Genomic DNA, 22,697 nt, shown 5'->3' on the forward strand with positions numbered 1-22,697 from the left:
TAAATGAATAAAAAGCGGCGGGTTGTATTCGTAACCGACGGTGATCTCTATGCACAAAAGGCAATAGAAAAGGTAGCTAATGATATTGGGGGTAGGTGCATTAGCCAGTCAGCAGGGAATCCTAGCCCGCTCGCTGGTTATGAAATTGTGTCTCTCATTCATCAAACACCTCATGATCCAGTTTTCGTCATGTTTGATGATAGTGGCTTCCCTGGTGAAGGATATGGAGAACTTGCCATGCAAGCTGTAGCAGAAGAAGAGGATATTGAAGTCCTTGGAGCGATAGCGGTTGCTTCAAGAACACACTTTTCTGAGTGGACAAGAGTGGACGTGTCAATTGACCGAACTGGAGAGCTCACTCATTATGGAGTGGATAAAAATGGCTTCGCTGATATGGAGGCTGGAAGAATAGATGGAGATACGGTATCCATTCTAGATCGGTTAAATATCCCTATTATTGTTGGAGTTGGAGATATAGGTAAAATGTCTGGGATTGATGATCCAGCAGTCGGTTCTCCAATTACGTTAAAAGCTGTTGAAATTCTGCTCGAAAGGAGCGGTTTTAATGACATCCAAGATCGATAACAAACAGAAAATATTTAAAAAAATTAAGGAAAATGAAGAGTTTCTATCGAAATCAATTGGGATAGGTAAAAGTTTTGACGTTGGGGTTCGTAAATTAAAGATTTTAAACAAAGAAATCCAATTTTATTATTGTACGGGTCTTTGTGATACCTCAATTATCGTTGAAATCATGCGTGAGTTGATGTTTATTGATGACCACCACAGACTAACTGTAAAACTCGAACAAGTCATTCATAATCATTTACCTCATCAGCAGGTTAGTGTGGTTGAAACGTTTGATGAAGTGGTCGATCAGGTACTATCAGGGTTAATTGCTGTTTTTATGGAAGGCGAAGAGCAAGCATTTATTATAGATGTTCGAAAGTACCCAGGTAGAACACCTCAAGAACCAGACACTGAGAAAGTTATCCGGGGATCAAGAGATGGTTATACTGAAAATATTATTGAAAATACCGCTTTAACGAGACGTAGAATTAGAGATGGAAGATTACGTAACGAAATCTTTCAGATAGGTGAGCGTTCTAAGACAGACGTTTGTATTACGTATATACAGGATGTAGCCAATCCGAATTTGATTGAAATAATAAAGAAGAAACTCGAAGAAATTAACATCGACGGTATACCAATGGCAGATAAAACAGTTGAAGAATTTCTTGTTCATCAGGCTGCCAATCCATTTCCATTAGTTAGGTACACTGAACGACCTGATGTAGCAGCTTCTCACTTATTAGAAGGACATGTTCTCATAATTGTAGATACTTCTCCAAGCGTAATCATAACACCAACAACCTTCTTTCATCATGTGCAACATGCAGAAGAATATCGTGAAGCGCCTCTTCCGGGTGCGTTTCTTCGGTGGGTTCGATTTGGGGGCATGCTTGCTGCACTCTTGTTGTTACCATTATGGTTATTAGTCGTCGACCAACCTGAGTTGCTTCCAAAGACGATTGATTTTATTGGTCCGAACGACAAATCAAATGTTCCTATTTTTCTTCAGATTATCCTTGCTGAGATCGGTATTGAAACCTTGAGGATGGCGGCTATTCATACACCTACTCCTTTATCAACTGCAATGGGGCTTATTGCTGCTGTATTAATAGGTCAGATTGCGATAGATGTTGGATTATTTGTACCTGAAGTCATTCTATATGTCTCAATCGCTGCGGTAGGATCTTTTGCAACTCCAAGTTACGAACTAGCTATCGCAAATAAACTGATAAGGTTAGTGCTGCTCTTTAGTGTCTACTTTTTCGGAGTTCCAGGATATATTGTAGGAGTAACGGCGGTTATTCTCTTTCTAGTTAGTTTGAGGCCTCTCAACACACCATACATGTGGCCGTTTATCCCATTTAATCCGAAAGCATTCATTCAAGTGCTTATACGTGTATCCGTCCCACTAACAAAGCTGCGCCCGAGTATTACAGAACCTCAAAACAAGAGCAAGCAACGGGACAAACCACTTGCTGAATCCTAAAATATGTGGTAATTTATTTCTTAATAGAATAGACCTCATTTAAAGTAATGGGGATAGAGGCGCAAAACGAATGAGTAAGGTATCTGAGCATATAATGGATTGCGAAGAAGATATCTGAAAGGTCAATTTGCCGAAGTGGGATAAAGGACCAACCTTTTCTTGCTGGGCTGCTGCTGAATAGGCTGCAGACTGTCACTGTTAGATGGATATCTTTCAGTGGTGAGCTAATCCAACTCGTGAGGATACGGAGAAAACAGCCAATGTATCTATAGTTGGCTGTTTTTCTTATTGTATGGAGGGTGCTCGCATAATTTATAAGCGAGAGGGGAGAACGATGTGAACCTATATGGAACATCAACGATTTCGGAAAATGGACATTTAACAATTGGAGGGGTAGATACCGTTCAATTGGCGAAGAAGTTTGGGACTGCATTGTATGTATATGATGTCTCAATGATTAGAGAGAAAGCGAGAGCGTTTCGAAGCGCTTTTGAAAGAGAAGAATTAAATTATCAGGTAGCATACGCAAGTAAGGCGTTCTCTTGTGTAGCAATGATCCAGCTAGCGGAAGAAGAAGGCTTAAGTCTTGATGTTGTTTCTGGAGGAGAGCTATATACTGCTCTTCAGGCTGGTTTTCCTGTCGATCGCATTCATTTTCATGGTAATAACAAAAGTGAAGCTGAAATTCGCATGGCGTTAGATGCCGAGATTGGCTGCTTTGTTGTTGATAATTTCTACGAGTTAACATTGCTTGAGCAGCTTGCAGAAGAAAAAGGTGTTCGAGCAAATGTATTGTTACGTATTACTCCGGGAATAGAAGCACATACACATGATTATATTTTGACAGGTCAAGAGGATTCGAAATTCGGATTTGACTTGCAAAGTGGTCAGGTAGAGAAAGCCATTCAATCTGCCAATGGAATGAATCAAGTTCATCTGTTAGGTCTTCATTGTCATATAGGGTCTCAAATCTTTGAAACGACTGGATTTGTAATGGCGATCGAAAAAATTTATAGTTATCTTTCAAAATGGTATGAATCTTTCGGATTTCAACCTGAAGTTCTTAACCTTGGTGGTGGATTTGGAATTCGATATACATCTGATGATGAGCCATTACCGGTAGAAAACTATATAAACGCAATGATCAAAACCGTTAAAAGTCAAATGACCGCGGGTATGAGAATGCCAGAAATTTGGATTGAACCAGGGCGCTCTCTTGTAGGAGAAGCTGGGATTACACTTTATACGGTTGGTTCACATAAACAGGTTCCTGAGCTTAGAAATTACTTAGCTGTCGATGGAGGTATGAGTGATAACCTCCGTCCAGCACTTTATCAGGCGAAATATGAAGCAACAATTGCCAATCGGATGTATGAACCAAGTGATCACCTTTATTCGGTTGCAGGAAAGTGTTGTGAATCAGGTGATATGCTCATTTGGGATTGTGAATTGCAGCGAGCCATAGCTGGAGATACGATGGCGGTTTTCTCAACAGGAGCATATGGGTATTCAATGGCAAACAATTATAATCGACTCCCTAGGCCGGCTGTCGTTTTTGTTGAAAATGGTGAAGTGAGTCTCGTCGTAAGAAGAGAATCATACGAAGATTTAATCCGTCATGATATGCCACTCAAACAAGCGATTATTTCAAAATAACATTTGATAAGTAGAAATGATATGGATGTTCTATAGTCTATGCTATAATGAAGGAGCTTTTAAGAAAATTGTTTATGCAGGAGGATATACGAATGAAAAAAGGTACAATTGCATTTGAAAACGGCGAAGTAATTCAAATTGAATTCTTCCCAGAAGAAGCACCTAACACAGTAGCTAACTTTGAAAAGCTTGCAAACGAAGGGTTCTATAATGGAGTGAACTTCCACCGCGTTATTCCTGGTTTTGTTGCGCAGGGTGGAGACCCAACAGGTTCTGGTATGGGCGGTCCTGGTTACACAATTGACTGTGAAACTGAAGGAAACCCTCATAAGCATAAAGCAGGTTCTCTTTCTATGGCACATGCTGGAAAGAATACTGGCGGTAGCCAATTCTTCCTTGTTCATGAACCACAGCCTCATCTTGACGGCGTGCATACTGTTTTCGGTCAAGTAACTGACGGAATGGATACAGTTCTTCGCATTAAGCAAGGTGACGTAATGAAAGAAGTTAAGGTGTGGGACGAAGAATAGTTCTTCCTTAAATTAAAACTAAAAACTTTCCTTCGGGGTCGGGTGAAAGTCCCAACCGGCGGTGATGACTGGCGTTAACGCTAGCTAAGTCCGTGACCCGGTTGCAGAAGCAAACGGTGGATCTGGTGAGAAACCAGAACCGACAGTATAGTCTGGATGGGAGAAGGAAAAAGTTACCATATTTCCTTTTGAATCATAGATTCAAAAGGCTTATTTGGCATATGCTTTTTACCTCCCTGACAATGGTTTGGGAGGCTTTTTTTGTGTCTTTCTCTTTACCATAAACGGGAGAGTAATATAGGAGACGATTGTTATGAAGCATTTGGATTATATGAGAACTGCAATCAGTATGGCTAGTGCGACTCTTGGTCAGACAAATCCTAATCCAGCCGTTGGCGCAATCATTGTTAATGAGGGTCGTATCGTTGGTATGGGAGCACATTTAAGAGCTGGGGAAGGCCATGCTGAAGTACATGCCCTAAGAATGGCTGGGAAGGAAGCCAGTGGTGGAACGGCTTACGTTACACTTGAACCATGTAGTCACCATGGGCGAACGCCTCCATGTGCAGATGCTCTCATTGAAGCGGGAATCAAAACTGTATATATTGCGAGTCAGGATCCAAATCCTCTTGTATCGGGAGGTGGTGTGGCGAAACTAAGGGATGCAGGCGTAACTGTTGAGATAGGTCTTGGAGAAGAAGAAGCATTGGGGCTTAATAAAATGTTTTTTCATTCCATAACCAATAAACGACCTTTTGTAACGCTGAAATCTGCTACTACACTTGATGGTAAAATAGCCACTAGAAATAGAGATAGTAAATGGATTACGGGAGAGGAAGCAAGAAAAGATGTCCATTCTCTTCGTCATCTTCACGACGCTATTCTCGTAGGTGTCGGTACAGTGATCTCTGACAATCCTTCGTTAACCACAAGATATGGAGAGGGGTTGTCACCAATTAGGGTTGTGCTTGATCATCACCTTAGAATTCCAACCGATTCAATGGTACTTACTGATGATTCTGTTGAAACGTGGATCGTGACAACGAAAGATGCAGTAAAGAAAAATGATCGTACCTTTCAGAAGCACGTTCACGTAATAGAAGTATCACAGAACTCAATTTTAATAGATGAAGTGCTCGACCTTCTAGGGAAGCGTAACATTACATCGCTATTCGTAGAAGGCGGCTCAGAAATTCACGGAAGTTTTCTTGAAGGATCCCACTTTCAGCAGGTTATTACATACTTTGCTCCTAAGTTAATCGGGGGGAGAGATGCACCAACTTCATTTGGAGCAGACGGGTTCTCAATGATGAGTGATGCAGTTAACCTAACGATTGAGAGTGTCGAACAAATTGGACAAGACATTAGAGTGATTGCAACACGAAAGGAGAATGCATAATGTTTACAGGGATCGTTGAAGAAATAGGTAGAGTAGAAAGTGTACAGCAAGCTGGCGAATCCATTGTTATGCAAATTGCTGCTTCTACCGTTTTAAAAGACGTGCATTTAGGAGATAGCATTTCCATTAATGGGGTATGTTTAACAGTAACGTCATTTACAGATTCTACTTTTACAGTAGACATTATGCCTGAAACGTTTAAATCGACTGCGCTCCGTCACCTTGGACCTAATTCTTCTATTAACCTAGAGAGGGCTATGGCAGCTAATGGTCGTTTTGGAGGCCATTTTGTATCTGGTCATGTGGATGGAGTAGGTGAAATCACTCGTGTGGAAAAGGTTGAAAACGCAGTTTATTACGACATTTCCATTTCGAGGGACCTTCTCATTTATTTTGTAGAAAAAGGATCGGTTTCAATTGATGGGACAAGTTTGACCGTCTTTGGGATAGGTGATCATTCTCTAACGATCTCACTTATTCCACATACAGTTGAAGAGACGGTTCTTGGTCGAAAACGCGTTGGGGATTTAGTAAATATCGAATGCGACATGCTCGGTAAATACATTATGAAGTACTTAGATCAAAGGAATGGATCTAAGTCAGAACCTGCTTCACTTGGTAGCCAATTCTATGAAGACCATGGATTTAAATAATGAGGTAACAGGAGGGTCAGACATGTTTCATACAATTGAAGAAGCCATTTATGATTTAATGCAGGGCAGAGTCGTTATCGTATGTGATGACGAGGATCGTGAGAACGAAGGAGATTTTGTTGCCCTTGCAGATAAAGTTACACCAGAGACAATTAATTTCATGATTACGAAGGGCCGAGGGCTTGTTTGTACTCCAATTACCGATGAACGGGCAAAAGCTCTAAAGTTAAGTCCTATGGTTGATCATAATACTGACTCACATGGAACTGCTTTTACAGTTAGCGTTGATCATACAAGTACGACAACGGGGATTTCAGCTGCAGAACGTGCGACGACGATTCAAGCACTTATTGATCCGAATGCAGGACCGGCTGATTTTAATCGTCCTGGTCATATCTTTCCACTCATAGCAAAAGATGGTGGCGTTCTTAGAAGAGCTGGTCATACGGAAGCAGCAGTGGATCTAGCGAGATTATCAGGTTCAGCTCCTGCAGGTGTTATCTGTGAGATTATGAAAGAAGATGGCGAGATGGCACGTGTACCCGATCTCGCTGAGATTGCGAAGGAATTTGATTTAAAAATGATTACGATTAAAGATTTGATTCAGTATCGTAATCGTAAAGATGTACTAGTAAAAAAGGAAGTTGAAATCGAGCTTCCAACAGAGTTTGGTTCTTTTCGTGCAGTTGGCTATTCGAATATTCTTGATCAAAAAGAACATATCGCTCTAATTAAAGGTGAAATATTGCACGATGAACCAACGCTTGTCCGTGTTCATTCCGAATGCTTAACAGGAGATGTTTTTGGTTCATATCGCTGTGACTGCGGACCTCAGCTTCATGCAGCGTTATCACAAATCGAAGAAGAAGGTCATGGCGTCTTGTTATATATGAGACAAGAAGGTAGGGGCATTGGACTTCTTAATAAAATGAAAGCATATAAACTTCAGGAGCAAGGGTTTGATACCGTTGAAGCAAATGAGAAGCTTGGCTTCAAGCCTGATTTAAGAGATTATGGAATTGGAGCCCAAATCCTACGAGATTTAGGAATTTCAAAAATGAACCTACTCACAAATAATCCAAGGAAAATAGCTGGATTAACGGGGTACGGACTTGAGGTATCTGCGCGTGTTCCTTTACAGATGCCATCGAAGAAAGAAAATGAACGTTATCTTAAAACAAAGCAAGGTAAGCTAGGACACATGCTTCATTTCTAAAGGGTAGAAATACTATTCGGTTGAAAAAACAAGGAGGTAATTTATTATGGGACAGTTATTTGAAGGAAATTTGGTTGGATCTGGTCTAAAAGTGGGTATTGTAGTAGGGAGATTTAATGAATTTATTACCAGTAAGCTTCTAGGAGGTGCTGAAGACGCATTAAAAAGGCACGGTTTATCTGAAGAAAACATTGATATTGCATGGGTGCCGGGAGCTTTTGAAATTCCATTTGCGGCAAAGAAAATGGTTGATACTGGACGTTATGATGCAGTTATTACGCTTGGCACTGTTATTCGTGGAGCGACACCTCACTTCGACTATGTGTGTGGGGAAGTTTCTAAAGGTGTAGCGAGCTTAACGATGGAGTCAGGTATCCCTGTTATTTTCGGAGTACTAACTACAAATACAATTGAGCAAGCTGTAGAGCGAGCTGGCACAAAAGCAGGTAATAAGGGCTGGGACGCTGCAACGGCTGCGATTGAAATGGCGAATTTATCAAAATCATTTGAAGGTTGATTATCAGCTGATTTTTGGCTATGATGAGTATGGTGTTCGATCAAAGGCAAGGGAGTTCTACTTTTGAAGCCAGGAAGAGATCAAGAAAAATGGTTGATTCGTATGTGTGTGATCATTGCGGTCATCATGCTCGCTGCGCTTGTCCGTAGATTAATTTGAACATTTTATTCGTTCCTTGAATAGTTATATAAACGGCGAGCCAAGAATTACATTAATGAGGGATAATCATGCTAATTCGTTATAAGAAAGCCCATGAGAAAATTGCTATGGGATTATTAAGCTTTATGCCAAATGAAAAAGACATTAAACGATTGCAACAGTCGATTAAAGACTATGAAGAAATGGATTCATGGCAGCTTTTTCTTTGGAAAGAGGAAGATATTATCGGTCTACTCGGTATTGAGTGGGTCAATGATAATGAAGTTGAGCTTAAGCATATTAGTGTTAACCCTTCTCATCGTCATCAAGGGATTGGGAAACATATGGTAGAAGCGCTTCGTGAAATGCTAAGCGAAGAAATTAATATTAAAGGTAATGAATATACAGGTACGTTCTTTGAACGTTGCCATTTAGAAGAAAACATTAACTAAATTCTCCTATTTGAAAAGGAACGGCTTAGCCGTTCCTTTTTTGTTGTCTTATTCGATATTGTTCCTTTCTTTCCTCAAGTACCTCAGTGCGATCGCGTCTAGTATGTCTATGAACGAGGTCATCATTAGATAAGTCACTAAAGCTCCCGTATATACAGCCCAATTCAGTACATCGCTCTCGGCATTTTTCTAGAAGGTCATTATTATTAATCGGAATCTCAAATCCGGCATATGGCGCTTTTGAGTTAATTAAATTTTGTTCATGGGATAGATCAAAAAGAAGCTGATCAACGTCAATGGAGAGCTTTTCGAGCTCGTTTCGTTCAGTAGTGATGATACGTATAGCATTAGAGATCATCCTGTCTGCCCCTATGAAATTACTTCTCCGATGATGGTAAAGCCCGACAGCAACTTGAATAAGACCTACCCAGTGAAGCTTTCTTTCCCCTCGAGGATTTTCTTTCCAATGCTCTTCAAGTATCTCGTGACACTCGAAATAATCTCTGAGCCCATGGAAATGCACCAAATAGTCAATATAAGCTTCTGAATACATGTCGTCCCCTCCATTTCTTTAAGTAGTGTAGCATACTCAAGTTCGTATGAGAAAGCGCATGGGTTTGAATGATAAGCAGCATAATAGGAATGGTTCTAATAAGAACCAATAAGAATCAAAGGAGTTGCTTCATATGGGCAAAGGAAGCGGAATGATGTCTGTACTGGCAACGATTAGTGCAGGTGCTGCAGTGTTCAGCTATCATCAAAATCACAAATCCAAACAAAAGAACTCTGGAAACGTGATTCAAAGTATCCTCTCCCAGCAAAAGCAATAACAAGACCGGGTCAAAGCCCGGTCTTTCCTTTTATCTAAAGGCTCTTTTCTAAAAGATTGTTGCTTTTGAAACAATTATTGAATAAAGAAACAACTTAGCTGATTGGAGCGGAAGGAGGCTCACCGCCCGCCCCGCGGAAAGCGAGCATCCTGGAGCGGAAATAATCGCAATAGCAACAATGTCTACGAAAAGAGCCTACCTAAAGTTGTTAACTTTCTAAAGAATTTCTATTGACCGTCGAAGGTTTCATCTATGATATAATCGTTTAATAGATGGACAAGGATAAAGGAAGATGAAGACATGATGCAATATAGTGTTAAGGTTGATGCATTTGAGGGTCCACTGGATCTATTGCTGCACCTTATTAATAAGTACGAAGTGGATATTTATGATATCCCTGTTTCGCAAATAACCGACCAATATTTAACATTCATACATACAATGAAAGAATTGCAACTGGATGTAGCTAGTGAGTATCTCGTTATGGCAGCAACCTTGTTAGCTATAAAAAGCAAGATGCTTCTACCTCAAAGGGAAGAAGAATTACTGGAAGATGACATGGAATTTGATGAAGATCCTCGAGATGAGTTAGTTCAGCGCCTTGTAGAATATAGAAAATTTAAAGAAGCAGCTAATGATTTGAAAGAGAAGGAGAGTAGTCGTAGCCTTCTTTACGCTCGTCCTCCAGCGGATATAAGTGAGTATAGCAGTGAAGATAGTCACACTTCGATCGGAGATGTCACTCTCTATGATATGCTTGCGGCTTTTCAAAAAATGTCTCGACGCGTGAAAGAGAAAAAACCAAAGCGTACTAGAATTCAAAGACAAGATATTTCGATTGAAGAACGCATGAAAGATATTCGGAAGCAGTTACTTGGAAAAGGCAGAAGGCGTTTCTTAGATCTTTTTGTAGAAGAAGATCGCGGTCATATGATCGTGACTTTTCTTGCTGTTTTGGAGTTAATGAAAACGAGAGATGTAGCGTGTGAGCAAGATGGGAATTTTGGAGAAATTATGATTTTTGAACGTGAAAGGAAGGTCTCGGAGTGACGAAAGAAGAAGTAAAGAGCATTATCGAAAGTCTTTTATTTGTGGTTGGTGATGAGGGAATTACGGTGAAAGATCTCGCCGAAACAATATCAATAGAAGAAGAGACGCTTTTAGATGCTCTAAATGACTTACAGCTAGAATATGATGATAGAGACCGTGGATTTAAAATTGTATTTATTGGTGGAGGCTATCAACTTACTACAAATGCCAAAAACGCTCCATTTATAGAGAAGTTAATTGATAAACCTGGGAATCATTCTTTATCACAAGCTGCATTGGAAACCCTAGCTATTATTGCCTATAAACAGCCAATTACAAGAGTAGAAATTGAAGAGATTCGCGGAGTTAAAACAGATAAACCGCTTCAAACGTTAATGAGTAAGTTGCTCATTAAAGAAGCTGGTAGAGCTGAAAAGGCTGGAAGAGCAATATTATATGGAACAACAAGAGAGTTCCTGTTTCATTTTGGATTAAGTACTATTAACGAACTGCCTCCTTTGCCTGATGGTAGTGAGGACGCAGAAGATGATGAAGCAGATCTGTTTTTTGAGAAATTTCAGGAACTTCCAGATCAAGAATAGTAACTGGTTGTTCATTAGGAGGGCTATACTTGCGTTTAATTAATATAGCTTACGAACATCTTGAGAAAGAACGTTCCAATTCCCCTGAAGATTCATTTGTTCGTTCCTCAGTAACATATGAGGAAGCTGGCATTCAGAAGACTTTCTATGTGCTCTATCCTGCTATTTTTGCAACACGTGCTAGCGAAGAGGGGGTCTGGACGGCTGATTCGCCTGTCGATGAAGTGGTTGCCCTCAATCTGTTAAAGACCTACACCGGGAGAAAACGACTTTATATAAGCGATGAGTCTGAGTATTTACTAGCATTAAAGGAAGCAGATCTGTCAAATCTTCTTGAAATTGCGCAACAAGTTAAAGTAAATGGTTCTTATCACGTATAAGTGATGCCTTTCTAGGCATCACTTTTTTTATGAGTTTTTCGATCCCTGCCATATCTTGCATAAAATTCGCTATCCATTCTCAAACTACTAAAAAAGAGTAGCTAAAGGGGATAAGCGGAATGATTTTATCGATCGGAAAACATCTTCTACCACATTGCCTTCATCAGTCAGATGCTGCAGCTTTTGCAAAAAAACAATTTGGTGACCACTTTCGTGATATTGATCGTCTACTTCCAGTTTTTCAAAGTGCTGAAATTGATACGAGGTATTTTGCCATGCCGTTAGATTGGTATAGCAGTGGACCAACTTTCGAAGAAAAGAATGAACGGTATATCTCATTGTCAGTTGAATATGCTGCAGAAGCAATAAAAGATTGTTTAAACAATTCTTTTTATCTAGACACAGAAATAGAGTGTAGTGAAGTGTCAGCAATTTATTATGTCTCAACTACGGGTATCTCAACTCCGAGTATTGAAGCGAGAATTATGAATGTTCTTCCTTTTTCACCACATACAAAGCGTATTCCGATCTGGGGTCTCGGTTGCGCTGGAGGAGCTTCAGGTCTTTCAAGGGCAAATGAGTATTGCACCGCTCATCCCGAAGAAGCTGTACTTGTTATCAATCTAGAATTATGTAGCTTAACGTTTCAGCATGGAGATTATTCCAAAAGCAATCTTATAGGTACAGCCCTTTTTGCAGATGGTGTATCATGTGTGCTCGTAACTGGAGAGAAATCTCCTTTGCTACAACATTCGAAAATGAAAAATGTACCAACTATCATTTCAGTTCAGTCTACCCTTATGAAAGATTCTGAGGACGTCATGGGCTGGGAAGTAAGTAATGAAGGTCTACACGTCGTTTTCTCAAAATCAATTCCATCAATTGTTTCGACTTGGCTCGAACCAAATGTTAAAGGGTTTCTTACTTCTCAGAATAAAGTACCAGACGAAATTGATTATTTTATTGCGCACCCGGGAGGTACAAAAGTTCTAACAGCATATGAAGAGGCTTTGGGATTGGATAAGTCAATGACTGCTATATCACGTGAGGTTTTGAGACATTACGGCAACATGAGCTCAGTTACTGTTATTTACGTTTTGGATCAATTTCTGAGAAGTGGGTGCGAAACAGGTGCCACAGGTTTAATGGCCGCTCTTGGTCCAGGTTTTTGTTCAGAGTTGTTACTCTTAGAGTGGAAAGAAGGAGCGTAATCAATGGCTGTTCTCTTTACTGTGATGTTTATTCTTCTGGTTGCGCAAAGAGTTGGAGAACTCATACTTGCTAGAAAAAATGAAAGATGGATGAAGGAACGCGGTGCAATAGAAAGTGGAGCCGATCATTACAAGTACATTGTCATGTTGCACACCGGGTTTCTACTAGCAGTTGCTTTAGAAACAGTTCTTCGTGGTTTCACTCTTTCCTTTATATGGACAACAATGCTTGGTTTATTTTTATTCGCACAAATGCTCAGAATTTGGACGATAAGGTCCTTGGGAAAGTTCTGGAACACGAAAATCATCGTATTGCCAAAAGCGAACGTTGTTTCTAAGGGGCCATATCGTTTTATAAGACATCCGAACTATGTGATTGTAGCGTTGGAAATTCTAACACTTCCCCTTATATTTTCTTCGTATTGGACAGCGATTGTGTTTACAGTTCTAAATGCTGGATTATTGTTGAAAGTGCGTATCCCAGCTGAAGAAAAAGCCTTAAACGAAGTAACAAATTATACAGATGTCTTCAGTGAACCAACTAAGAATTGATACTCATATCCAACGTCTCCTGTTCATAGACTTGTACAAATACGGAGCATAGGGGACGTGGATGGCATGATTAAATCGGTGCATACAAAAATTGGCGTCTTTATATTGATCGCAGCTCTGCTTTTTCTAATGATTCCTCAAAATGCTTCAGGCGAAGGTGTTGGCGTCTCTGCTAGAAGTGCCATTCTAATGGAACAAGAAACAGGCCGAGTGCTTTACGAAAAAGACGCTTATACACAAAGAAGAATCGCAAGCATAACAAAAATAATGACTGCAATAGTAGCGATTGAATCAGGGAAGTTAGATGATACAGTGGTTATCAGTGCCAGGGCTGCAGGAACGGAAGGATCATCACTGTACTTAAAAGAAGGGGAGAAAATAAAGCTCGAGAACCTCGTGTATGGACTAATGCTCAGATCTGGTAATGATGCAGCAGTGGCGATAGCAGAAGCTGTTGGTGGTAGTCTTGAAGGTTTTGTGAATTTAATGAATCAAAAGGTAGAAGAGATTGGCATGTCTAATACTGTTTTTGCAAATCCTCATGGACTTGATGATCATGAGAACCACTTTTCTACAGCATATGACATGGCTCTTCTTACGCAGTATGCTATGAATAATGAGATCTATCAGGCCATCTCAGGAACAAAGGTACATAAAGCTCCCAATGAGACAGAGAACTGGGATTATGTATGGCGGAACAAAAATAAGCTTCTAACTGGGTTATATGAGAATTCTACAGGTGGAAAGACAGGTTATACGAAGAGAGCAAAGCGTACGCTTGTTTCAACAGCAGAACGTGATGGAATGAAGCTCATTGCGGTAACTTTGGATGCTCCAAGTGATTGGAATGATCATATTGCAATGTTCAACTTTGGATATACAAATTATGAGCTTACTCTGCTGCAATCAAAAGGAGTGCTAAAGAACTTAAAGAAGGAGCCTTATAAAGGTAGAGTAAAACTAAACCGGGATCTCTTCTATCCATTAACGGAAGATGAACGGGAGAGCATTGAGTCAACAATCCAGCTTGCGAAACCTCCACAAAAAAGTGAATGGGATAAGCCAGATGCTTTCCATAATCCAGTCGGTTTATACAAAGTGACACTAAATAATGAGACGCTTATTAAAGCGCCACTTACTTATGAAACCGTCGAGAAAAAATCAGAAGGATTTTGGGGATTTTTTAGGAATCTCTTCTCTCTAGATTCTGGACGTGATCTCAATGGTTAATCTAATTTGGGTGGCTTTATTTCTTATCGGGATAATCTTTGCGTTCATAAATGGAACAATGGAAGAAGTAAATAAAGCTATTTTTAGTGGTGCTGAAGAAGCGATTGCTGTTTGTATTGGTCTTCTAAGTGTTCTTGTTTTCTGGCTAGGTTTAATGAGAATTGCCCAAAAAGCAGGGCTACTGGATGTGCTAGCACGTGGGTTCAAACCATTTGCAAGGAAACTCTTCCCTGAAGTGCCGCCAGACCACCCTGCAATGGGCTATATTCTATCTAACATGATGGCTAATATGTTTGGACTCGGGAATGCTGCAACACCAATGGGTATAAAAGCTATGGAGGAATTAAAGAAGCTGAACGATATGAAAGATCATGCTTCAAGGTCGATGATTACGCTATTAGCACTCAATACTTCTAGCTTAACGTTAATACCTACGAGTGTTATTGCCATTCGAATGAAGTATGGTTCTGTATCGCCTACTGAAATTGTCGGTACTACAATAGCAGCTACAGCATGTTCAACTATTGGTGCACTAATGATTGATCGCTTTTTCCATAGAAGAAATAAAGGGGGGATTTAATCGTGAACATTTCGATTTGGATTATCCCCTTATTAATTGGCTTTATCCTTGCTTATGGAACGTGGAAGAAAGTACCAACATATGAAGTGTTTGTAGAAGGTGGAAAAGAAGGTCTGTCAATCGCTATCTCAATCGTTCCGTATCTAGTAGGTATGATGGTGGCTATTTCTGTCTTTCGTGCTTCTGGAGCTATGGCTTTTCTGAGTGGCTTACTAAGAGCGCCACTAGACGCCTTAGGAGTTCCGACAGAAATTGTGCCTCTCGCACTCATACGTCCTATCTCAGGTACAGGCGCTTTGGCAATGACAACTGACATTATTAACACATATGGACCTGATTCATTCATAGGAAGGCTAGCATCAACGATGCAAGGTAGCACTGATACAACACTTTATATCCTTACCGTTTATTTTGGTGCTGTAGGTATTAAGAAAATGGGGAACGCTTTGAAGGTAGGCTTGTTATCAGATCTCGTTGGAATGATTGCAGCAATCGTGTTTGTCACGATTGTTTTTGGATGAAAGTCATCGCAAAATGGCGGTGGCTTTTTTGATTTTGATAGAGGGTTTGTAGGATTCAAGTTTGAGTATAATAAATGATAGAATGAATCTGTACTTGAGGTTTGACTACGACAAGAGTATGATGTTTTAGTGAGGTGAATATGATGGAACGTTTGCAAAAGGTAATTGCTCAAGCTGGAGTTACATCTAGAAGGAAAGCAGAAGGATTAATTGAAGAAGGAAGAGTTAAAGTTAACGGTAAAGTCGTTACTGAACTCGGGACGAAGGTTTCTGATCGTTGTAAAATCGAGGTAAACGGTATTCAGGTAGAACGCGAAGCGCCGGTTTACTTTTTGTTCTATAAACCGACAGGAGTTATCTCAGCGGTTGAAGACGATAAAGGAAGAAAAGCTGTAACCGATTATTTTCATGAAATTGAAGAGAGAGTTTTCCCTGTAGGAAGACTTGATTATGATACTTCAGGTATTCTTCTTCTAACAAATGATGGTGACTTCGCTAATAAGCTAATGCACCCAAGCTACCATGTAGATAAGGTATATGTTGCGAAAGTAAAGGGTCTTATGAACAAAGAAACGATTCAAAAGCTTGAGAGAGGCGTGCAACTTGAAGATGGCAAAACTTCTAAGGCACGTGCACGGATTTTGTCAGTGGATAAACAAAAAGAGAAATCGATTGTAGAACTGACGATTCACGAAGGTAAAAATCGACAGGTGCGAAGAATGTTTGAAGCACTTGGCTTCCCTGTGCAAAAGTTAAAAAGAGAACGCTATGGCGTTCTTGAGTTATCAGGCATGAATCCAGGAGATTATCGTGAGTTAAAACCTTACGAAGTTAAACAGCTCCGTAACCAAGCTGTCACACAAAAGTCAAAAAAGCGATAAGTTGACACGGTAACAGCACGTTATAGTGAGAGTAGTATTGCTTAGTTTGATTGGAGTTGGTTCGAATGAAAAAGAAAAACCGGCTGATCGTGCGGACTGCTATATTGGCAATTGTCTTTATAGCAGTCGGCTATACGTTCTATACAAACTTTTTCGCAAATGAAAGCGGAATCGTACAGGCCGGGGATCAGGCCCCTAACTTTATCTTAACTGATCTAGATGGAAATGAAGTAGAGCTTGAAGATTATAGAGGAAAAGGCGTCTTTCTAAACTTTTGGGCAACATACTGCGAGCCATGTAAGGATGAAATGCCAGCCATGGACAAGAAGTACAATGAGTATAAAGACAAAGGTGTTGAAATTCTAGCAGTTAATGTATCAGAACCTAGACTAACTGCAAAAAGTTTCGTAGATCGCTATAAATTAAGTTTTCCAGTACTTCTTGATAAAAGCAATGATGTAACAAATCACTACGGAGTTGGTCCAATTCCGGTTACATTCTTGATCGACAAGGATGGTCAAGTTATTAGAAAGACAGAAGCTAGCTTGTCTGAAGAAGTCATCGATGACTATATGAAGCAAATCCAACCGTAACGGGGTGTTCCAATGAGCAAAAAAAACATCACCTGTGAATGCGGACATGTTAACCCTTATGGAACTGAGATATGCGAAGTTTGTGGTAAGCCGCTGCAGGGAGATTTGAAATCTAATAAACTTCTTAACATGAGGTATGAGGGAAGCGCTCGTAGATCTCAAACTTATAGAACGACGATAGTTGATAAGATATGGAATTTCTTCTCTTCTGTTAAAGTAGGCATATGGATTATTGTCCTTCTTCTCGTTGCTTCTGCAATTGGGACGATATTCCCTCAAGAAATGTACATACCGCCACTGTCAGATCCGACAGTTTATTACGAGGAACAATACGGAATACTAGGACAACTTTACTATGATCTTGGATTTCATAATTTATACGGATCATGGTGGTATATGTTGCTAATTGCAGCTCTAGGTTTATCTTTAATAGTTGCTAGTCTTGATCGATTTGTTCCACTTTATCGTGCACTTAAAAAACAGCGTGTGATTCGTCATGAGAGCTTTATGAAGCGCCAGAAATATTTCGGTGTAACTGAGGTCGATGACAACAAAGTTGAGTTAACCAGTATTAAAGAAGCTTTGCAGAAGAAAAGATACAACGTAAAAGAAGAGGACGGCCATTTGTTCGCTGAGAAAAATCGATTCTCAAGATGGGGCCCTTATGTTAACCATATTGGACTAATACTATTTCTAATTGGTGGAATGCTTCGTTTCTTCCCTGGTATGTATGTTGATGAGGTACTCTGGTTACGAGAAGGAGAAACAGAACAGATTAAGGGAACAGAAGAAGCGTACTATTTAAAAAGCGATGGTTTCATTCTCGAAACATATGATAATAACGATGCAAAATTCAAAGATGCAATCGAAGCGTCAGGACAAGCAGCGGTTGTCAAAAACTATCAAACAGATTCCGTACTTTATAAACAAGTTGGCGAACGAATAGCAGGAACGGATCCAGAACTAAAAAAGATTAAAGAGCATCCGATTCAAGTAAATAAGCCACTTAAATTTGATGGATACGCAATCTATCAAGTTGATTACAAGTTAAACGAGCTTCAGAGCATGACGTTTACGATGGATAATAAGGAGACTGAGGAATCAGTAGGTGAACTAACAGTTAATCTTTATAATCCAGAAAAAGAATATGAGCTTAAAGATGGGTATCGAGTAGAGGTAATGGACTATTTTCCTGATTTTGAATTTAATGATAAAGGTGAACCTACAACCAAGTCCAAAGTTCCTAATAACCCAGCATTTATTCTTAATATGATTTCTCCTGAACATCCAGATGGTGAAGTCGCATTTGTTGCAATCAAGCAGAACTTAGAACCTCTTGGTGAGAATGAGTACAAAATGTCCTTCCAGAATGTTGATACGAAAAATGTATCGGGTCTTGTCGTTCGAAAAGACAATACACTTTGGATTCTTGCTATAGGTGGAGCGATCTTTATGATCGGTGTAATCCAAGGGATGTACTGGAATCATCGTCGTATTTGGGTGCGTAGAAAAGACAATGAGATTTGGCTTTCTAGTCATACAAATAAGAATTGGTATGGACTCAAACGAGAGCTTGAAAGTGTTACGAATCAAACAGGTCTGCAAATGCCAATCGATCAATCGGAACAAAAAAATAGATATTAGCACGAAGGGAGGCGCGATAAAATGGCTCAACTAAGTAGTAACTTGCTTTATATTGCTTTCTTCATTTATTTTGCGGCAAGCATTGTTTTCGCGATTTCGTTATTCGGTAAGAAATGGCGGAAATCTGATGAAGCTACACATTCAAAGAAGTGGGGAATGTGGGGTTTTACGTTATCTGCAGTTGGATTTCTCTTTCAACTGGGCTATTTTATTACAAGGTGGATCGCTGCAGGTCATGCACCTGTTAGTAACCTTTTTGAATTTACGACATTTTTTGGAATGGCAATGGTTTTTGCGTTCTTGATTATTTATTTGATCTACAAAAGTAATGTCATTGGCTTATTTGCAATGCCAGTTGCGATTATTGTCATTGCTTATGCTAGTGTGTTTCCATCTGAAATTCAGCCTTTGATCCCAGCGTTGCAAAGTAACTGGCTTAAAATCCATGTAACAACTGCAGCTCTTGGAGAAGGTATTCTAGCGATTAGCTTCGCAGCTGGACTCGTCTATCTTGTTCGTACAGTTAATCAAGAGAAAGCGAGCAAATCTACTTTTTGGCTAGAAGCAGTTATGTATACACTGATTAGTACAGTTGCATTTGTTATTCTTTCATTGGGATTTGAAGCTGCTGGTTACTCCTCAACTTATCAGTTTGTTGATCAGAATGAACAGCAAGTTACGGTAGAATATACGTTACCTGCCTTAACTGGACCAACAGATGGAACTTATGTTAGCGGAAATGAATTTGGGCCACTTGTAGAAGCACCAGCCTGGATGAAAGGCGAGAAAGCTGCTCACAAGCTTAACACATTAATCTGGTCTATTATTGGAGGTCTAGTGTTATATGGCTTGATTCGTCTCATTCTTCGCAAACGAATTGGTGCAGCTATTCAGCCAGCATTGAAAAACGTTAATGAAGAATTGGTCGACGAAATCCAGTATCGTGCAGTTGCAATTGGATTTCCTGTTTTCACGCTGGGCGCCCTCATTTTTGCAATGATTTGGGCACAAGCTGCCTGGACTCGCTTCTGGGGTTGGGATCCAAAAGAAGTATGGGCACTTGTTACATTTTTGTTCTATGCAGCATATCTTCACCTTCGTCTTTCGCGTGGGTGGCAAGGTGAGAAGTCGGCATGGCTTGCTGTTGTAGGATTTGTTATTATTATGTTAAATCTCGTGGTTGTTAACCTCGTGATTTCTGGACTACATTCGTACGCATAAGATTGAAAACCTCCACGGATTCGTGGAGGTTTTCTTATACTCTATAAGTGTATACGGTTTCCTCTGACTGGTCTAGAAAGCTTTATACGTGGTAGAATAGCAGATATGAGTTATTGTAGGAGGGAATCTTCTTGGAAAAAGATGCAAGAATTTTAGTTGTAGATGATGAAGAGCGTATTAGGAAGTTATTGCGCATGTATCTTGAAAGAGAAAACTATGAGATTGAAGAAGCAGAAAATGGAGAAGAAGCACTGGAAATAGCAACAGAAGATGATTTTGATCTTATCTTATTAGACTTAATGCTTCCTGGTATGGATGGCATCGAAGTTTGTCAGCAAATGAGAGAGCAAAAAGCGACGCCAGTTATTATGTTGACCGCTAAAGGGGAAGAAGCCAATCGTGTTCAAGGCTTTGAAGTGGGCGCGGATGATTATATTACAAAACCATTTAGTCCGAGAGAAGTCGTTCTTCGAGTGAAGGCGCTTCTTAGAAGATCATCGACAACCAAATTTCTTCAAACAGAAACAACAACAAAGAATGTCATTGTATTTCCTTATTTAACGATTGATCACGATGCACACCGCGTTCTCGCAGAAGATCAAATTATTAATTTAACTCCAAAGGAATATGAGCTTCTGTATTATCTCGCGAAAGCACCTGATAAAGTATTTTCTCGTGAAGAACTGCTTAAAGATGTTTGGAACTATGAGTTTTTTGGGGATCTTCGTACCGTAGACACTCATGTTAAACGTCTAAGAGAAAAATTAAATAAAGTGTCACCAAATGCAGCCGCTATGATCTCGACTGTATGGGGAGTTGGGTATAAGTTCGAGGCAGTAAAAGAATAATGATCTGGAGAAGTGTAGTTGGTAAGCTCTGGCTTACAATTATTTTACTGGTCGCATTTGTACTTTCAATTTTAACGATCTTGTTGCTTCAGTTCTTTGAAGACTTTCATGTTGAGAAAGAAGCAGAACAAATGGAGCGGCTCGCGAACAAAGTGGCTTCCGTCATTGAACGATACGATGATCGCGATCAAGCGCTTGATACTGCATGGGAAATCACTGACTTTTATCCTACTAGAGTAATGATTATTAAGGACGAAGAAGTGAATGAAGGTCGGTGGTACTCTCCTAATGCGCACGGTCTCCCAAGAATCTCATTAGATGTTATTAAAGGTGATTCTGTTTTAAATAAGGTATTCACAGATGGTGAAACGGTTGTGAAACAAGGGAATTTTGAGACAGCAACGGAAGCGGCATTTTCAAATGAACTTTTAGTGGTTGGTGTACCTATGCAAATTGATGGAGAAGATCATGGTGCGGTGTTTCTTTATCAATCTCTTGATGTAATTGCAAAAACAACGGGGCAGGCACGTAATTTAATCTACATAGCTGCAGGAATTGCGATTGTATTAACGACCATCTTTGCTTTTTTCTTATCAACTCGTATTACAGCACCTCTTCTAAAGATGAGGGAAGCTGCTACTCAAGTGGCTAAAGGAAAATTTGATACAAAAGTGCCAATGGTAACTCACGATGAAATAGGGGAGTTATCCATAGCTTTTAATCGCATGGGCCGCCAATTGAACAACTATGTAACAGCGCTGAATCAAGAGAAAGAACAGCTTTCTAGTATTTTAAGCAGTATGGCCGATGGTGTAATCACGTTTGATAAAACTGGCGCTATACTTAGCACTAATCCACCTGCAGAACGTTTTCTAAAAGCATGGTATTACGAGCAAGGAATGGATGAACAGCCGGGTACGGATATACCTGAAGACATAAATGAATTGTTTAGACTTGTTGTCATGCTTGAGCGTGAACAGCTTACAGAAGTCGAATTGCAAGGTCGAAGCTGGGTTGTGGTGATGACACCACTTTATAATCAATCGAGTATTCGTGGAGCTGTTGCAGTATTTCGTGACATGACAGAGGAAAGGCGCTTAGATAAGCTGAGGAAGGATTTCATAGCGAATGTATCCCATGAGCTAAGAACTCCGATTGCTATGCTTCAAGGGTATAGTGAGGCGATTGTAGATGATATTGCAAGTAGCGATGAGGAAAAGAAAGAAGTTGCTCAGATTATTTATGACGAATCATTACGAATGGGTAGACTTGTAAACGAATTGCTTGATCTTGCCAGAATGGAAGCAGGGCACAACGAGTTGCACTATAGTAACGTTCACCTTCAAGATTTCGGTCAAAGAATCGTAAGGAAATTCTCTGGTCTTGCTCGTGATCGAGAAGTCGAACTGAAGTTTCATCTATCGAATTCTGATCGCATGTTAATGATAGATCCGGATCGTATCGAACAAGTTCTTACAAATTTATTAGATAATGCAGTAAGACATACGCCAAATGACGGTGAAGTAAGCTTGCTTATTACTTCACTTGAAAAAGGCGTTCAGTTCAATGTGAAAGATACTGGGTCTGGAATTCCAGAAGATGATCTACCATTTGTATTTGAACGGTTCTATAAGGCTGATAAAGCTAGGACTAGGGGGAGATCTGGTACTGGTCTTGGTCTCGCGATTGCAAGAAATATTGTGGAATCACATCGAGGGCAGATATCAGTCCATAGCAAGAATGGTGAAGGCACAGTATTTTCTTTCTTTATCCCTGATCAGCCTGACAAGTGACAGGCATCACCCGCTATTTGTTGAAGGTTGTCGAACGAATTAGTTAGCTCCTGAGTGTAACTCAGGAGCTTTTTCATTTTTCTTTGTTAACCAATCGGGATGGATGATCGAGTTGGAATCAACCAAATAAAGAGTCAGAAGTGGTATGCTAAAATTCGAGTT

General features: G+C 40.0%; 25 protein-coding genes and 2 riboswitches. Of the genes, 24 read left to right on the plus strand and 1 reads right to left on the minus strand.

What is annotated here, in order from left to right; all coding sequences use genetic code 11:
* Positions 1 to 3 precede the first annotated feature (3 nt).
* From spoVAEA to AB986_RS01880, 9 genes are all read left to right on the plus strand, one after another.
* Entirely contained in the window at positions 4 to 585 is a 582-nt protein-coding gene (spoVAEA, locus tag AB986_RS01840) for a stage V sporulation protein SpoVABEA (protein WP_048309175.1), read from the plus strand.
* Positions 566 to 2,059: a spore germination protein gene (locus AB986_RS01845; protein ID WP_048309176.1), complete on the plus strand. Its 1,494-nt coding sequence runs from the start codon at positions 566 to 568 to the stop codon at positions 2,057 to 2,059. The genes spoVAEA and AB986_RS01845 overlap by 20 nt, the downstream gene beginning before the upstream one ends.
* A gap of 46 nt (positions 2,060 to 2,105) precedes the next feature.
* Positions 2,106 to 2,294: riboswitch (Lysine riboswitch) on the plus strand.
* A gap of 101 nt (positions 2,295 to 2,395) precedes the next feature.
* Positions 2,396 to 3,715, plus strand: coding sequence for a diaminopimelate decarboxylase (gene lysA, locus AB986_RS01850; RefSeq protein ID WP_048309177.1), 1,320 nt, complete (start codon positions 2,396 to 2,398; stop codon positions 3,713 to 3,715).
* A 92-nt stretch (positions 3,716 to 3,807) separates the two neighbouring features.
* Positions 3,808 to 4,245 (plus strand): peptidylprolyl isomerase, encoded by a 438-nt coding sequence (locus AB986_RS01855; protein ID WP_048309178.1) that lies wholly within the window; start codon positions 3,808 to 3,810, stop codon positions 4,243 to 4,245.
* Between the two features lie 24 nt (positions 4,246 to 4,269).
* Positions 4,270 to 4,417: riboswitch (FMN riboswitch) on the plus strand.
* A gap of 141 nt (positions 4,418 to 4,558) precedes the next feature.
* Positions 4,559 to 5,644 carry a bifunctional diaminohydroxyphosphoribosylaminopyrimidine deaminase/5-amino-6-(5-phosphoribosylamino)uracil reductase RibD gene (ribD, locus tag AB986_RS01860; RefSeq protein WP_048309179.1) on the plus strand — a complete coding sequence of 362 codons (1,086 nt, stop codon included), beginning with the start codon at positions 4,559 to 4,561 and terminating at the stop codon, positions 5,642 to 5,644.
* Complete coding sequence (ribE, locus tag AB986_RS01865; RefSeq protein WP_048309180.1) at positions 5,644 to 6,297, plus strand: riboflavin synthase; 654 nt, start codon at positions 5,644 to 5,646, stop codon at positions 6,295 to 6,297. Before ribD ends, ribE begins: the two co-directional genes overlap by 1 nt.
* 22 nt (positions 6,298 to 6,319) lie before the next feature.
* Positions 6,320 to 7,513, plus strand: a complete 1,194-nt coding sequence (locus tag AB986_RS01870; RefSeq protein WP_048309181.1) for a bifunctional 3,4-dihydroxy-2-butanone-4-phosphate synthase/GTP cyclohydrolase II — start codon at positions 6,320 to 6,322, stop codon at positions 7,511 to 7,513.
* Positions 7,514 to 7,559: 46 nt separating this feature from the next.
* On the plus strand, positions 7,560 to 8,030 hold the full coding sequence (gene ribH, locus AB986_RS01875) for a 6,7-dimethyl-8-ribityllumazine synthase (protein WP_048309182.1): 471 nt from the start codon (positions 7,560 to 7,562) through the stop codon (positions 8,028 to 8,030).
* Positions 8,031 to 8,257: 227 nt separating this feature from the next.
* Complete coding sequence (locus AB986_RS01880; protein ID WP_048309183.1) at positions 8,258 to 8,620, plus strand: GNAT family N-acetyltransferase; 363 nt, start codon at positions 8,258 to 8,260, stop codon at positions 8,618 to 8,620.
* Between the two features lie 25 nt (positions 8,621 to 8,645).
* Here AB986_RS01880 and AB986_RS01885 read toward each other — a convergent pair whose 3' ends face one another.
* The gene (locus AB986_RS01885) at positions 8,646 to 9,173 is read right to left on the minus strand and encodes a DUF309 domain-containing protein (protein WP_048309184.1); all 528 of its coding nucleotides are present in this window, start codon (positions 9,171 to 9,173) and stop codon (positions 8,646 to 8,648) included.
* A gap of 133 nt (positions 9,174 to 9,306) precedes the next feature.
* Between AB986_RS01885 and AB986_RS22185 the strand changes: the two genes are divergently transcribed.
* The 15 genes from AB986_RS22185 (at position 9,307) to AB986_RS01955 (ending at position 22,535) form a co-directional block, all read left to right on the plus strand.
* On the plus strand, positions 9,307 to 9,450 hold the full coding sequence (locus AB986_RS22185) for a hypothetical protein (protein WP_161797314.1): 144 nt from the start codon (positions 9,307 to 9,309) through the stop codon (positions 9,448 to 9,450).
* Positions 9,451 to 9,753: 303 nt separating this feature from the next.
* Positions 9,754 to 10,500: a segregation/condensation protein A gene (locus AB986_RS01890; RefSeq protein WP_048310787.1), complete on the plus strand. Its 747-nt coding sequence runs from the start codon at positions 9,754 to 9,756 to the stop codon at positions 10,498 to 10,500.
* Positions 10,497 to 11,081: an SMC-Scp complex subunit ScpB gene (gene scpB, locus AB986_RS01895; RefSeq protein ID WP_048309185.1), complete on the plus strand. Its 585-nt coding sequence runs from the start codon at positions 10,497 to 10,499 to the stop codon at positions 11,079 to 11,081. Before AB986_RS01890 ends, scpB begins: the two co-directional genes overlap by 4 nt.
* Positions 11,082 to 11,110: 29 nt before the next feature.
* Entirely contained in the window at positions 11,111 to 11,461 is a 351-nt protein-coding gene (locus AB986_RS01900; protein WP_053216003.1) for a hypothetical protein, read from the plus strand.
* A gap of 119 nt (positions 11,462 to 11,580) precedes the next feature.
* Positions 11,581 to 12,672 carry a type III polyketide synthase gene (locus AB986_RS01905; RefSeq protein ID WP_048309186.1) on the plus strand — a complete coding sequence of 364 codons (1,092 nt, stop codon included), beginning with the start codon at positions 11,581 to 11,583 and terminating at the stop codon, positions 12,670 to 12,672.
* A gap of 3 nt (positions 12,673 to 12,675) precedes the next feature.
* Complete coding sequence (locus tag AB986_RS01910; protein ID WP_048309187.1) at positions 12,676 to 13,224, plus strand: isoprenylcysteine carboxyl methyltransferase family protein; 549 nt, start codon at positions 12,676 to 12,678, stop codon at positions 13,222 to 13,224.
* Positions 13,225 to 13,290: 66 nt separating this feature from the next.
* A complete protein-coding gene (locus tag AB986_RS01915) occupies positions 13,291 to 14,454 on the plus strand; it encodes a D-alanyl-D-alanine carboxypeptidase family protein (protein WP_048309188.1) in 1,164 nt (387 codons plus the stop codon).
* Complete coding sequence (locus AB986_RS01920) at positions 14,447 to 15,034, plus strand: nucleoside recognition domain-containing protein (RefSeq protein ID WP_048309189.1); 588 nt, start codon at positions 14,447 to 14,449, stop codon at positions 15,032 to 15,034. Before AB986_RS01915 ends, AB986_RS01920 begins: the two co-directional genes overlap by 8 nt.
* Positions 15,034 to 15,555, plus strand: coding sequence for a spore maturation protein (locus tag AB986_RS01925; protein ID WP_048309190.1), 522 nt, complete (start codon positions 15,034 to 15,036; stop codon positions 15,553 to 15,555). Before AB986_RS01920 ends, AB986_RS01925 begins: the two co-directional genes overlap by 1 nt.
* A 143-nt stretch (positions 15,556 to 15,698) precedes the next feature.
* The gene (locus AB986_RS01930) at positions 15,699 to 16,436 is read left to right on the plus strand and encodes a pseudouridine synthase (protein WP_048309191.1); all 738 of its coding nucleotides are present in this window, start codon (positions 15,699 to 15,701) and stop codon (positions 16,434 to 16,436) included.
* A gap of 65 nt (positions 16,437 to 16,501) precedes the next feature.
* Positions 16,502 to 17,029, plus strand: a complete 528-nt coding sequence (gene resA, locus AB986_RS01935) for a thiol-disulfide oxidoreductase ResA (protein ID WP_048309192.1) — start codon at positions 16,502 to 16,504, stop codon at positions 17,027 to 17,029.
* A gap of 12 nt (positions 17,030 to 17,041) precedes the next feature.
* Entirely contained in the window at positions 17,042 to 18,673 is a 1,632-nt protein-coding gene (gene resB / locus AB986_RS01940; protein WP_048309193.1) for a cytochrome c biogenesis protein ResB, read from the plus strand.
* Between the two features lie 21 nt (positions 18,674 to 18,694).
* Positions 18,695 to 19,894, plus strand: a complete 1,200-nt coding sequence (ccsB, locus tag AB986_RS01945; RefSeq protein ID WP_048309194.1) for a c-type cytochrome biogenesis protein CcsB — start codon at positions 18,695 to 18,697, stop codon at positions 19,892 to 19,894.
* A gap of 131 nt (positions 19,895 to 20,025) precedes the next feature.
* On the plus strand, positions 20,026 to 20,742 hold the full coding sequence (locus tag AB986_RS01950) for a response regulator (protein WP_048309195.1): 717 nt from the start codon (positions 20,026 to 20,028) through the stop codon (positions 20,740 to 20,742).
* Positions 20,739 to 22,535, plus strand: a complete 1,797-nt coding sequence (locus tag AB986_RS01955; protein ID WP_201779265.1) for an ATP-binding protein — start codon at positions 20,739 to 20,741, stop codon at positions 22,533 to 22,535. Before AB986_RS01950 ends, AB986_RS01955 begins: the two co-directional genes overlap by 4 nt.
* The last annotated feature ends 162 nt before the right edge of the window (positions 22,536 to 22,697 follow it).

Source organism: Guptibacillus hwajinpoensis, assembly GCF_001039475.1.
Taxonomy (GTDB): domain Bacteria; phylum Bacillota; class Bacilli; order Bacillales; family Guptibacillaceae; genus Guptibacillus; species Guptibacillus hwajinpoensis.